Raw genomic sequence first — 14393 nt, 5'->3', positions numbered from 1 at the left:
TGATTACATTCGTTTTTTATTAACAAACCTGAACCATCGTTCAGGAATTTCATTTTTTGATGCTTCATCAAAATCTGCCCGACTACAAGCCACAACCCTATTATTCTCATCTAAAGGCACCTCAACCCACCATCTGTCGTTTACTGGATTATTGTAAAACTTTATATCCATTTCATAATCACTCAGATGAACAATATACTGCGAATAGAGATCAAGTTCTTTAACAGGATAATCTTTATAACGATTGCAGTAACCTTCTAAAAAATGCCAAACTGACTGAGCTCCTAGAGCTGTACCCTGCTGCTGCTGATCATTCTCCACATCAAGCTCAAAAAAACCAACAACCTTTAGATTGTCACTTATTCCTGCATACCAGCACAACTGACAAAACTCTTCTCCACTAAAACCATTTGGCATAGGCATAGTATGAGCAGGCTGATCTGACTGTTTTATACATCTAAGATCAAAACTTACACCATCAGCATCGCGCAACCATGGCTCAGCCACTTTTATGCCTTTATTCCTGATTTCTCCCAAACGCAGAAAATCAAACGAAGCTTTCTTCATTTGCTCTTCCTGGTAAGCACTGAATAAATATTTTTGAACTCCAACAATTGATAAATCAAAAGGTTGTCGTTCTTTATCGGAACACATCAGTCCCAAAAAACCATCTGATGAAAAATCTTTCTCGGGAAACACCCAATCAATTTTAGCATCAACGACTGATAAACGAAACGTATTATCAATATGTTTTATTGCCCCTGCAAGTGGAATTGTGTAATCCTGACTACCTCCAATTACAATAGGAAAAACCTTTTTCTCAATCAAAATTGCCAACACATCCTGTAAAGCACTATAGCGATCATTGATTGTTAGCCCAAGAAGATTACCCATGTCAAGAATCTTAATTGGCTTTGATAAAGTCCTCAAACCCATAAGGAATGACCTGCAATCATCAGGAAACCCAGCAACTCCTTTATTAACTGAATAACGACCATCAGCTACCCCAATTAGCGCTATATCGAATTCTTCAATCTTCTCATAAACTAAATCATGAAGACATGTTATCTGAGAAAATAAAAAATCATTTTTCTCACCTTCAAACGATAAATGAGTTTTATATGAACCAGGTTCAAAATAATGCTTCCAGTCTTCTATCACTTATTTGAGAGGTTAAGTTTACTTTTTAGTTGACTTTTTCTTTGTTGCAGTTGTTTTTTTAGCCGTGGTCTTCTTTGTTGATTTTTTTGCTGAGCCACTTTTACTTCCTCCCTTATCCTGCTCCTCTATCAATTTTTTACAATCTTCGAATGACAATTCCTCGGCTACTTTATCTTTTGGTATTTTGTAATTCTTCTTTTGATATTTAATATACGGCCCCCAACGTCCATTTAAAACCTGTAATTCTGCATCTTCTTCGTATTCTTTAATCATTTTCTTCGCGTCTTCTTCTCGCTTTGTTTGAATACGTAAAATAGCTGTTTCCAGATCTATATCCATTGGATCATCTTCACCTTTTTTTAAGGATACAAATTTACCATCATGCCTGATATATGGACCAAAACGGCCAATCCCAATAACAACAACTTTATTTTCGAATTCTCCAATAGTTCTGGGCAGTTTAAATAGTTCCAGTGCTTCTTCAAGCGTTATTGTTTCAATATGCTGCCCTTTGCGTAAAGATGCAAATTTTGGTTTTTCTTCTTCATCGTCTGTTGACTCGCCTACCTGAGCCATTGGACCGAAACGGCCAATACGAACGGACACTTGTTTTCCGGTAACAGGATCAACACCCAAAATTCTTTCTCCGGTACTTTTCTCTGATGTCTCAATTGTTTCCTCTACCTTTTGATGAAAAGGTTTATAAAATTCATCAATGGATTTATTCCAACTTAAATTACCAAGAGCTATTTCATCAAACTCTTTTTCAACCTGAGCTGTAAAATCGAACGATACAATATCCTCAAAATACTTTACCAGAAAATCATTCACAACCATACCTATATCAGTCGGGAATAATTTAGAACGCTCTGCTCCTGTAATTTCAGATTTATCACTTACCTCTACTTCACTACCCGGAACCACTTTCAAATACTTATATACTCTCTCTTTCCCTTCTCTATCTTCTTTTTCAACATATCCTCTATTCTGAATAGTTGATATAGTTGGAGCATATGTTGATGGTCGTCCGATACCTAATTCTTCCAACTTGCGAACGAGGCTGGCTTCAGTGTATCGAGGAGGTTTCTGACTCCATCTCTGACGTGCTTCTATATTGAACATACCCAACACATCTCCCTCATTCATAGGAGGTAATAAAACATCTTTATCATCCTCCTGGTCACCTTCTGTATCAGTTGATTCAATATATACTTTTAGAAATCCATCAAACTTGATGACCTCACCTGTTGCCAGAAACTTTTCACCTGTAGAGCCCGCATCAATTGATATAATTGTTTTTTCCAATTGAGCATCTGCCATTTGTGAAGCAATAGTTCTTTTCCAGATTAACTCATATAACTTTTTTTCCTGATTTGAACCACTTACAGTTTCCTTGTCAAGATATGTTGGTCGAATTGCTTCGTGAGCCTCTTGAGCTCCTTTGGCTTTGGTTTTATAATTTCTAATCTGAATATATTTGGCACCCATGGTTTCACCAATCATACTTGAAGCCATGTTTAATGCAAGCTCCGATAGATTAACCGAATCGGTTCTCATGTAAGTAATCTTACCCGATTCGTATAACTTTTGAGCAATTGACATGGTTTGCGAAACAGAATAACCTAATTTTCTAGCCGCCTCCTGTTGCAAAGTAGAGGTAGTAAAAGGTGCAGCAGGTGACTTCTTAAGTGGCTTCTTTTCAACTTTTGAAACTTTAAACTGAGCATCTGCACATTTCTGTAAAAACTCTTTTGTTTCTTCTAAAGTATCAAATCGTTTATTGAGTTCTGCCTTTAACTGAGTAACCTTACCTTTATTATCTTTTACTTCGAACAAAGCTGTAACACGGTAAGATGAAACGGGATTAAAACTAAAAATTTCTCTTTCTCTATCAACCAACAAACGCACAGCAACCGACTGTACTCTACCCGCAGATAAAGATGGTTTAACTTTACGCCACAAAACTGGCGACAATTCAAATCCTACTAAGCGATCCAACACTCTTCGTGCCTGCTGTGCATTAACAAGGTTATAATCAATACTCCTTGGGTTTTTAACAGCATGCTGAATAGCTTCTTTGGTTATTTCATGAAAAACAATTCGTTTTGTATTTTCTTCTTTAAGCCCTAATACTTCGAACAAGTGCCAGGCAATAGCTTCTCCCTCACGGTCTTCATCGGAAGCTAGCCATACTGTCTTTGATTTTGAAGCCAGATCTTTTAACTCTTTTACAACATCTTTTTTATCATTCGATATTATATAATCGGGTTGATAATTATTTTTCAGATCAACTCCAAAATCACTTTTTGCTAAATCGCGAATATGACCATAACTGGACTTCACCACAAATTCACTACCTAAAAATTTTTCGATAGTTTTTGCTTTTGCTGGTGACTCCACAATTACTAAATTACCTTCTTTAACCGTCGTTTTTTTACCCATCTCCTTGTTCTTATCAATAACCTCTCGTTTGTTCGAATGGCCGCAAAAATAGAAAATCCTGCTGCAATGTTAAAAAATGAAAATGCTTTACGCAAACGAAATCACCCCTCTTGTCCATTAAAATTTACTATTTTTGTCACAAATATTCAAACAACCGTATGAATTCAGACACTTCAACATATAAAAAATCACTTCGTTGGTTTTGGGGAATTTTCTTTGCTGGCATTGCATTCGCTTTCATATTCTTCTTTTTAATATCAAGCGGACTGATGGGTTTTATGCCATCTTTTGAAGAGTTGGAAAATCCAAAGACAAATTTAGCAACTGAAGTTCTATCAAGCGATCATGAGCTTTTGGGTACATATTATAAAGAAAACAGAAGCTTTGTTGATTACGAAGAACTATCTCCTAACATTGTTAATGCTCTTGTTGCTACGGAAGATGTGCGTTTTCGCGACCACTCAGGTATAGATCCAAGAGGTTTGGCTCGTGTTGCTTTCCGAACCGTATTAATGCGAGATCAGAGTTCTGGTGGAGGTAGTACCATTACACAACAGCTTGCCAAACTACTATTTCATGATCCTTCTCCTAATATTTTCCAGCGTGTAATGCAAAAATTCAAGGAATGGGTGATTGCTGTTAAACTGGAACGTAGCTATACCAAAAAAGAGATTCTGACAATGTACCTTAATAAAGCAGAATTTATTTATGATGCCTACGGTATAAAATCGGCAGCAAAAACATTTTTTAATGCAACAACTGATTCAATTAAAGTTGAAGAAGCAGCTGTTATTATCGGAATGCTTCAGAATCCATCGTATTACAATCCGGTTCGCAGACCCGAATTGGTTCAAGGAAGAAGAAATGTTGTATTAAATCAAATGCGCAAAGCAAAATTCATCAGTCAGGAACAATACGATTCGCTCTCTTCTTTGCCATTGGAGCTGCACTTCAAACGAGCTGATCATAAAGAAGGACCTGCTCCATATTTCAGAGAATATCTGAGAATGACACTTTCAGCCTCTGAACCACTTAGAAAGAATTATGCCTCGTGGCAGCAACAAAAATTTATTGAAGACAGTATTGCCTGGCGCAATGATCCATTGTATGGATGGATTAATAAAAATCTTAGACCTGATGGAACCAAATATGATATTTATCGAGATGGTTTGAAAATTTATACGACCATTGACTCTAGAATGCAGACTTTTGCTGAAAATGCTGTTAAAACACATTTAAGTGAGGATCTTCAACCAAAGTTCTTCAGAGAAAAGAAGGGCAGATCAAGAGCACCATTTACAAATAAAATAAGCAAGGACCAATACGAGAGCATTATCAATCGTGCTATAAGAAACACAGAAAGATATCGCGATTTAAGGGCTCAAGGCAAAAGTCAGGACAGCATAGATCTGGTTTTCAAAACTAAATATCCAATGACTGTTTTTTCCTGGGAAGGAGAAAAAGATACTTTGATGACCCCAATAGATTCCATTCTTTATTATAAGCACTTTTTAAGAGCCGGAATGTTATCAATTGATCCTCATACAGGTCATGTAAAAGCATATGTTGGTGGTCCGAACTACAAACACTTTATGTACGATATGGCTGGAGTTGGTAAACGTCAGGTGGGATCAACCATCAAACCTTTTGTTTATACCCTTGCCATGCAGGAAGGACATACTCCTTGTGACTTAGTTCCCAACATTGCCCAAACGTTTTATTTACCTACTGGAAAAACCTGGACTCCTCGTAACAGTGGCAATAAACGAGCAGGTGAAATGGTATCCTTAAAATGGGGGCTGGCCAATTCAAATAACAACATTACAGCTTGGGTTATGAAACAATACAACCCTGAAGCTGTCGCATCAACCATTCATGAATTAGGCATAAACAGTCCAATGGATCCTGTTCCTGCCCTTTGTTTGGGTACACCCGATTTTGGATTAATGGAGATGGCAGGGTCCTATTCAACCTTTGCCAACAAAGGAGTACATACCGAACCGATCATTGTTACACGCATCGAAGACCGATACGGTAATGTAATTAGTGATTTTCATCCGACAAAAAGAGAATCCATCAGTGAAGAGACAGCGTATCTGATGCTTAATTTACTGCAAGGCGTTGTAAACCAAGGAACAGCTGTTCGATTAAGATCTAAATACCAATTATACAACCAGATTGGAGGTAAAACAGGTACCTCTCAAAATCACTCTGATGGATGGTTTATGGGAGTTACACCTAACCTGGTTACCGGAGTATGGGTTGGTGGAGAAGATCGAGATATTCATTTCGACAACATTACATTAGGTCAGGGAGCCAACATGGCACTGCCAATCTTTGCACTTTATATGCAAGAGATATATAAGAATAATGAGCTTGGTATTACCACTGAAGATCTTTTTGAAAAACCTCTTAACTTCAACCTGGATCTTAACTGTATCGACGAACACATATCTGCTGACAGAAATGTTGATGGATCTGAGGATTCTGACGAATCAGTTGGTATTTCAAATGAATTCTTTTAGGAAATCTTATCAGGCAAATAAATTTTTGAAGGCTTCTTCAATTTTATTTGCCTTGATTATATTAATATCAAATTTAGAGAAATCAACACCTTTGGTATAAGCCGGAATTATAATTGATTTAAACCCTAATTTAGCTGCTTCTCCAATTCGTTGCTCCAAACGGGTAACAGGTCTGATTTCGCCAGACAATCCAACTTCACCAGTCATACAAATATCCGGTGATATAACCATATCCATATTAGATGATAATACAGCTGTAATGACAGCCAGATCAATTGCCGGATCATTCACTTTTAATCCTCCGGCTATATTTAAGAATACATCTTTAGCCGCCAATTTAAAACCGGCTCTTTTTTCCAGAACCGCCAGAAGCATATTTAATCTTCGAAGATCGAATCCCGTTACAGACCGCTGCGGATTACCATAGGCTGCCGTACTTGCCAAAGCCTGAACTTCAATTAAGAATGGTCGAACTCCCTCCAATGCCGCAGAGATGGCTACCCCGCTCATTTGCTTATGCTGGGCTGCCAGTAATAATTCTGATGGATTGCTTACCTCTCTTAATCCACTGCCCAACATCTCAAAGATACCTATTTCGTTAGTCGATCCGAACCTGTTTTTTATAGATCGTAAAATGCGATACATATGATGACGATCTCCTTCAAACTGCAGAACAACATCAACCATATGCTCCAAAACTTTTGGGCCAGCAAGACTACCTTCTTTATTAATATGTCCTATTAAAAAAACCGGCAGATTTTTTTCTTTGCAAGCACGCAAAATCATTGCCGTACATTCTCTGATTTGAGAAACGCTGCCAGGAGCTGATTCAATGCGCTCAGTTTCCAGAGTCTGAACACTGTCAATCACCAATACGTCCGGTTTGGTATTTTCGACATGATTAAGAATATGTTCCACCAAAACTTCACTAACCACATGGCAATTTTCTGCAGAAGATGATGAAATACGATCGGCTCGCAACTTAATTTGCTGAGGACTTTCTTCACCTGAAACATACAGCACCTTTATATTTGGTAGGTTCAAGGCTGTCTGTAAAACCAACGTTGACTTTCCAATGCCTGGCTCCCCTCCGATTAAAACCATTGCTCCGGGAACCAAACCACCACCCAACACTCGGTTTAATTCCTCATTGCCTGTATGTAACCGTGGAAGTTGCACTACTGAAACTTCTGAAACCGGGATTGGTTTTGTTCGTTCCGACAGAACTGATCCCGCCCGTGTATTTTTTGAGACACCCGTTATTTTGGTTTCCTCAACAAATGTATTCCACTCATTACAAGAGTAACATTTACCAACCCATTTAGCTGATTCAGCGCCACAATTCTGACAGACAAATACCGATTTCGTTTTGGCCATTACATAGCTGTTTTAATTTTTTCAACAATGGTTGTTGTTGAGAACCCTTCTACAAAATCAATTGTTTCCACCTTACCTCCCTTTGCTGTCACAACATCATATCCAACAATATCCTCTGCTTTATAATCGCTACCTTTTACTAATATATCAGGCTGAAGAGCTTTTATTAATTCGTATGGCGTATCCTCATCGAAAAATACCACCATATCGATGAATTGTAGAGCCGCCAATAAAATTGCTCTTGACTGTTCATCTACAATTGGTCGGTTATCCCCTTTTAATCGACGCACAGATGCATCTGTATTTAACCCCAATACCAGTTTGGTACCCAAATCTTTTGCTTTGGAAAGATATTCAACATGACCGCGATGCACAATATCAAAACAACCATTAGTAAAAGCTATTTTCTCACCCGATAGCATCCATTGTTCCACCAAAACCTTTGCTTGATCCCGGCTCATTATTTTAGCTTCAATTCTCTGAAGTTCGTTCATTATAATCAAAATTTAAGTTGATCGATTCAAAAGTTTTGATCTAACCAAAGGTATAAAAATAGTAATACCCCGGCACTGACCGAGGTATTACAAATATTTTTTAGATGTATATTCTATACCAGCATATTCGTTGCAGTATCAGGAAATACGAACGTTGGTTTAAACTCTTTAGCCTCTTCAACAGGCATACTGCAATAAGTAATAATGATTACCACATCGCCTACTGCCACTTTTCGGGCAGCTGCACCGTTAAGGCAAATTACTCCAGAGCCACGTTCACCTTTAATTACATACGTTTCAATTCGCTCACCGTTATTATTATTAACGACCTGAACCTTTTCATTTTCGATAATATTAGCAGCATCCATCAGATCTTCATCAATAGTAATACTACCAACATAGTTCAAATTAGCTTCGGTAACTGAAACGTTGTGTAACTTAGATTTTACTAACTCAATGTTCATGATCAGTATTTTTGTATGTCACGTTATCAATTAATCGTACTTCACCTGCAAAAACTGCTATACATCCTACAATGTAATCACTCTCGTTCCAGTTGTCAATCGACTGCAGGGTATTTCCGTCAACTATTTCAAAGTATTCAACCTCTAATTCTTCATCCTCATTTATAGAGCTTATCACCTTTGATTTTAGTTCATTAAAATTTAAATCCGATGCAAATTTACAAGATTCAAATAAAGTACGAGCTATTATAGGTGCATTTTTTCGTTGCCCACTGTTCAGCAAAGTATTTCGCGAACTCATGGCCAACCCGTCCTCTTCTCTAACTATTTCGCAGGGAACTATTTGCACATTCAGATTCAGTTGTTTTACCATTGCTCGAATAATGGCCAATTGCTGAAAATCCTTCATGCCAAAAAATGCTTTGTCAGGATTAACCATATCAAACAGGCGGCTTACTACCTGGGCCACCCCATTGAAATGACCCGGGCGAAACTGCCCTTCCATTACTTTATCTAAATTCCCAAACTCAAATTGTCTCGTATCCTCTTCAGGGTATACTTCTTTAACATCTGGCGCAAAAAGAAGTTCACAATTCACGGTTTGTAACATCTGAGCATCACGATTTAAATCTCTAGGATAACGATCTAAATCAGTTGCATTATTAAATTGATTGGGATTAACAAAGACACTTACAACCACAAAGTCGGTTGCTTCAACAGCCTGTTTTACCAAAGAGAGATGACCATTATGTAAGGCCCCCATCGTTGGTACAAAACCAACTCTCTTTCCTTCCTGCTTCGCTGCTTCAATACCTTTACGTAGATCAGCAACAGTTTTAACTATCTTCATTGTTATGTTCTACTTCCTCAAAACGAAGGTTTAAATTTCGAGCGCAAAGTAACAAAATAAGAACCACTAAATAACAAATCTAAAACTAAAAATAGTTGTTAATAATATCTAAAGCCTTTGTTTTAAACTAATGAAACGATGATTCCAAATCAGCTTTAATTTGTCGACTAGCATATTTTTAGTACTTTTGCATTTGCAAATTATACTTCTACCAATTTAAGAAATGGAAAAAGCTAAAGTCTTATTCATCTCACAGGAAATAACACCGTATCTGCCCGAAAGCGAAATGTCGAAGATAGGTAGATACTTACCACAAGGCATTCAGGAATTAGGAAAAGAAATCAGAACTTTCATGCCCCGTTTCGGGTGCATTAACGAGCGTCGTAATCAATTACATGAAGTCATTCGCCTATCAGGCATGAACCTTATTATCGACGATACTGATCATCCTTTAATTATTAAAGTAGCATCTATACAGGCTGCTCGTATGCAGGTTTATTTTATCGATAACGAAGATTATTTTCAAAGAAAATCAACATTAACGGATGATAATGGTGAAGAATATGAAGATAATGATGAAAGAACAATTTTCTTTGCTCGCGGAGCATTGGAAACAACAAAAAAATTAAGATGGGCACCGGATGTGGTTCATTGTAATGGCTGGTTCACTGCACTTGCACCATTATACATAAAAAAAGCAATGAACGAAGATCCTCACTTCGCAAATTCCAAAGTTGTCTATACAATTTACGACGATGAATTTACAAGTAACTGGTCCGATAATTTCAAAGAGAAGCTAAAAATTGATGGTGTTGAGGACTCAGATTTGGAAGTACTCGAAAAAAGTGATTACATTCACCTCTCAAAATTAGCCATTGCTATGTCAGACGGCGTAATTCAGGGCAGTGAAAGCATTAATCCTGAGTTAGTTGACTTCATAAAACAAACTGGAAAACCTTTTTTAGGTTTTCACGATGAAGACACCTACGTAGAAGCATACAATGGATTTTACGACTCTTTGTTAGATTAACAACGCATTTTATATGAATAAAAGATTTCTGAAAAATATCTTTTCGAAGAACATAGGCCAATTAATATTTATTGGCCTTCTTTCTTTAACGGCCTGCCAAGATAAACCAGCACGTTTATCCGGAGGTGTTTTACCTGATGGCGAGGTTATTAAGGGCCTAAATGAATACGTTCAGTTAAGTAGTAAAAACATTATGCGCGAATCTGTTAAAACAGATGATGCGGATTACGGCCTTTTAGGTATTTTTAACGATACTGTATTTGGTAAAACTAAAGCAGATTTTGTTACCGACTTCTCCATAGGAACAAGAACAGTTTTTGCCGCAAAGGATGTAATTATGCCTCCTACTGCAAACGTTCCTTTTGACACCACTTACTCATCTGTTTACATGTATAAGTTCAATAATACTATTGATACTATACCTAATGAAATCTGGAAGGTAGACAGTCTGGTTCTCAATCTGCAATACCAATTTAACGATTGGTACGGTGATATGCTTCAGAAACAAAACATAAACATCTATGAATTAAGTGGTTCATTAGGATCCAATTATGCTGACAGATTTAATAATGAAGTAGTAGATTATCTTCCTATTCCAATTGGACAAAAGGAAGTTCATCCCAATGATGATATTCCGGATTCTCTAAAATATTCTTTAGACGACAGATGGAGTAACTCCAGAACATTATGGCAAGATGCAGATAGTTTGCTTAACAATCCCCAATACTTATGGGATATGTTGAAAGTTCAGTCAGACAAAGATAGTAGCTGGCTAGATTCTGACTTTACAGACTATTTAACACAAACAAAGTATTGGAATATTAAATTGAGTGATGAAATTGCAGAACGCATTTTTAATTTAGATAGTGCAACACTTACGAATACAAGTGCTTTTACTTCAGCATTTCCTGGAATATACGTTACATGTGACGATTTGGATGAAACCAAGGAAGGTAATTTAACGCGTATTAAATTATTAGGTTCCGGCTCAACCTTAGCTTCTAATCTTACTATCTATTTCTCGCGTCTTAGAGAGTATGTTGAAAACGAAGTCCCAACAGACTCAGTTCTTCAAAGTTTCACGTATACATTCCCAATAAATGCTGAAAACGTTCGATTTAACAGGTATGAACACGAACCTGATCCGAGAATAAATTTAGATGATGAGAATTCATCGAATTTATATGTTCAAGGTATGGCCGGATTATATTCAAAATTCACGATACCTGAAGAAATAAGTGAATGGGCTGATTCTTTAACATTGGATGCTAGTCACAAGTTGGAAGGCGATCCTTATCTTACAACAGCCAGCATTGAATTCTTTCTTGAAGTAGATACATCTAGTAATGTCTCATATGATCTGGGTGGCATACAAAGATATCAGTTACCTGAGAGCCTTGAAATTAAGTGGAAAGATGAAGATGGTGAATTTGTAACTCCAACTTACGATTTTGATTCAGATGGTAAATCATACTCTGGATTCATTTTTGGAAACACTACATCAACCGGAACACGCACCGGAAACGGAGAGAGAGTTATTAAAAGAATTGACAATGAAGACGGCTCTATTAGTTATGAGTATTACTATCGTTTTATAATGAATGCCAATTACTTTAATTATTTAATGCGTGAATTAGATAACAGAAGATATGACAACGGTTGGGATTTATCAGATCAGGAGTATTTAGATGAATTTCATAAGTTGTTTAAGACTGAATTCTATATTGGTCCTAATTCAACCACCTACAATTTTAGAAGAGTAAAGCTATTCAGCGCTTCACACCCTGAAAGACCATTAAAAATGAACATCAAATATTATCATTTCATCCCAAGATAATTTACCAAACTGATTATATATTTTCAAGAAGGATGCTTATGGCATCCTTTTTTGTTACCTTTTTATTTGCACCTTTTCCAACCTTTCATTTAAACTTTCAAACCTGCGATATCCTTTTACTCATCTTTCTTTTTATTGTACAATTACTTAATCGCGCCTAACTTTTATACATTCGCTTTCGATTGAAAACGGAATAAAAGTTACATGAAGGATTACCGTTCGTTAAGTATACAAGAAATCAACGAATTAGAAACCAGAAATTGTTATTGTACTAATTGGAGTCAGGTCAAAGTTGAAAAAGACTTTTCTGTTCAGAGTGTACGTAATGTAACTTTTTCAGGCGACATTCAACTAGGTACCTTCAATAAGATATTTACATTCTCTGGTGGTGTTCAGAAAAAAGCCGGTATTTCAAATGCAACCATACATAATTGCATTATTGAATCAGATACCTACATCAACCAGGTAAAAAACCACATTGCCAATTATCATATCAAATCTGGAGTGATAATTGAAAATGTTGATTCTGTAATAACCGAGAAAGAAACCTGTTTTGGAAATGGTGTTAAGGTTTCAGCATTAAATGAAGCCGGAGGTAGAGAGATTTCAATTTACAATGAATTATCTGCCCATACAGGTTATATAATGGCTTTATATCGCCACAGACCAAAACTGATTGATAAACTTCAAAGTCTGATTAATCAGTATTGTAATAAAATCTGCAGCAATCGGGGTACAATTGAAAAAGGTGCACAGTTAATCAACTGCCGTACTATCATCGACACCAACATTGGGGAATTTGCCGTTATTGAAGGGATATACCGATTAGAAAACGGAAGTATCAATAGTTCAAAAGAGGCTCCCAGCTATTTTGGTCCGGGCATTATTGCTGAAAATTTCGTATCCGCGTCCGGATCTAAAATCAGTGATGGCGCGCTGGTTAGCAACTGCTTTATTGGTCAGGGATGTGAATTAAGCAAACAATACTCTGCCGAAAACTCAGTTTTTTTCGCTAATTGTCAGGGATATCATGGTGAAGCTTGTTCAATTTTTGCCGGACCATATACCGTTACCCACCATAAATCTACCTTGCTTATAGCTGGTTATTTTTCTTTTATGAATGCCGGTAGCGGATCAAATCAAAGTAACCACATGTATAAGCTGGGACCAATACATCAGGGTGTATTGGAAAGAGGTTCAAAAACAACCAGTGATTCATACATACTTTGGCCGGCACGTATTGGTGCATTTTCCCTTGTTATGGGACGTCATTATCGAAATCCAGACACTTCCAATCTTCCTTTTTCATATATTATTGAAAACCAAGACGAAAGTTTACTGGCTCCAGGAGTGAATTTAAGAAGTGTAGGAACAATTAGAGATGCAAGAAAATGGCCAAAGAGGGATAAAAGAACAGATTCAAAACTTTTAGACTTTATTAACTTTAATTTACTTAGCCCTTTTACCATCCAAAAAATGCTAAAAGGAAGGGACATTTTGAAAAAATTAAAAAGCTCAAGTGGCCCTACATCAGACTATTACATGTTTAATAGTGTGAAAATTACAAATACCTCACTGGAAAGAGGAATCCAATTATATACGATTGGCATCATCAAATTTTTAGGCAATGCACTGATAAAAAAGCTAGAAGACATTACCTTTGCTAATTCGGAAGATTTAAGGACGAGCCTTGCTCCAAAATCGCCATATGGAACAGGCGAATGGATTGACATGGCCGGACTGCTGGTACCGAATGAAAGGGTAATGACCCTACTAGATGATCTTGAAAACGATAAAATACCTGATTTAGATGAACTAAATCGCAGGTACGAGTCGTTGCATATGAACTATTTTGATTATGCCTGGAATTGGTGCGTTAACGTATTTAAGCGTGAGTTTGATCTGGATCTGCAAAAAGTAGAGATAGATCAGCTTTTAGCGTTTATTGATCAATGGAAAAAAAGTGTAATCGATTTAGATAATATGCTCTACGCCGATGCCCGTAAGGAGTTTACTTTAAACACCCAAACGGGATTTGGTATTGATGGCAGCGAAGAAACCCGAACACTTGATTTTGAGCAAGTGAGGGGCGAATTCGAAAGTCATCCGTCAGTTCAGGATATTCGTAATCATATTCGGGAAAAAAGCAGGCTGGCTGAGGAGCTAAAAGAAAGGCTTATCCTTTGTAAGGAAAGAGATAAACCTTAAAATAG

10 protein-coding genes are annotated in these 14393 nt (G+C 37.0%); 4 read left to right on the top strand and 6 right to left on the bottom strand.

Translation table 11 applies throughout. The features are described 5' to 3' along the window. Positions 1-3: 3 nt before the first annotated feature. Both ACRD62_RS07845 and topA read right to left on the bottom strand, forming a co-directional pair. A complete protein-coding gene (locus tag ACRD62_RS07845; RefSeq protein ID WP_430819575.1) occupies positions 4-1161 on the bottom strand; it encodes an arginase family protein in 1158 nt (385 codons plus the stop codon). Between the two features lie 18 nt (positions 1162-1179). Beyond that, positions 1180-3603, bottom strand: a complete 2424-nt coding sequence (topA, locus tag ACRD62_RS07840) for a type I DNA topoisomerase (RefSeq protein WP_430819574.1) — start codon at positions 3601-3603, stop codon at positions 1180-1182. A gap of 158 nt (positions 3604-3761) precedes the next feature. On the opposite strand from topA, the gene ACRD62_RS07835 reads away from it, so the two are divergent. Next, on the top strand, positions 3762-6128 hold the full coding sequence (locus ACRD62_RS07835) for a transglycosylase domain-containing protein (RefSeq protein ID WP_430819573.1): 2367 nt from the start codon (positions 3762-3764) through the stop codon (positions 6126-6128). 9 nt (positions 6129-6137) lie between these two features. On the opposite strand, the gene radA is transcribed toward ACRD62_RS07835, so the two are convergent. The 4 genes from radA to panC all read right to left on the bottom strand — a co-directional run bounded on the left by radA (position 6138) and on the right by panC (position 9313). Then, positions 6138-7505, bottom strand: a complete 1368-nt coding sequence (gene radA / locus ACRD62_RS07830) for a DNA repair protein RadA (RefSeq protein WP_430819572.1) — start codon at positions 7503-7505, stop codon at positions 6138-6140. Further along, positions 7505-7999: a D-glycero-beta-D-manno-heptose 1-phosphate adenylyltransferase gene (gene rfaE2, locus ACRD62_RS07825; RefSeq protein WP_430819571.1), complete on the bottom strand. Its 495-nt coding sequence runs from the start codon at positions 7997-7999 to the stop codon at positions 7505-7507. The genes radA and rfaE2 overlap by 1 nt, the downstream gene beginning before the upstream one ends. A gap of 113 nt (positions 8000-8112) precedes the next feature. Then, positions 8113-8463 carry an aspartate 1-decarboxylase gene (panD, locus tag ACRD62_RS07820; RefSeq protein ID WP_430819570.1) on the bottom strand — a complete coding sequence of 117 codons (351 nt, stop codon included), beginning with the start codon at positions 8461-8463 and terminating at the stop codon, positions 8113-8115. Further along, complete coding sequence (panC, locus tag ACRD62_RS07815) at positions 8453-9313, bottom strand: pantoate--beta-alanine ligase (RefSeq protein ID WP_430819569.1); 861 nt, start codon at positions 9311-9313, stop codon at positions 8453-8455. Before panC ends, panD begins: the two co-directional genes overlap by 11 nt. 223 nt (positions 9314-9536) lie before the next feature. Here panC and ACRD62_RS07810 point away from each other — a divergent pair, with 223 nt between their 5' ends. From ACRD62_RS07810 to ACRD62_RS07800, 3 genes are all read left to right on the top strand, one after another. Continuing rightward, positions 9537-10343 (top strand): glycogen/starch synthase, encoded by an 807-nt coding sequence (locus ACRD62_RS07810; RefSeq protein WP_430819568.1) that lies wholly within the window; start codon positions 9537-9539, stop codon positions 10341-10343. Positions 10344-10356: 13 nt separating this feature from the next. Then, complete coding sequence (locus tag ACRD62_RS07805) at positions 10357-12180, top strand: DUF4270 family protein (protein WP_430819567.1); 1824 nt, start codon at positions 10357-10359, stop codon at positions 12178-12180. A 204-nt stretch (positions 12181-12384) separates the two neighbouring features. Beyond that, complete coding sequence (locus ACRD62_RS07800; RefSeq protein WP_430819566.1) at positions 12385-14388, top strand: DUF4954 family protein; 2004 nt, start codon at positions 12385-12387, stop codon at positions 14386-14388. Positions 14389-14393 lie beyond the last annotated feature (5 nt).

Source organism: Carboxylicivirga caseinilyticus, assembly GCF_050589785.1.
Taxonomy (GTDB): Bacteria; Bacteroidota; Bacteroidia; order Bacteroidales; family Marinilabiliaceae; genus Carboxylicivirga; species Carboxylicivirga caseinilyticus.
The sequence above is the reverse complement of the archived record's forward strand: the minus strand, read 5'-3'. Positions and strand labels throughout refer to the sequence as shown.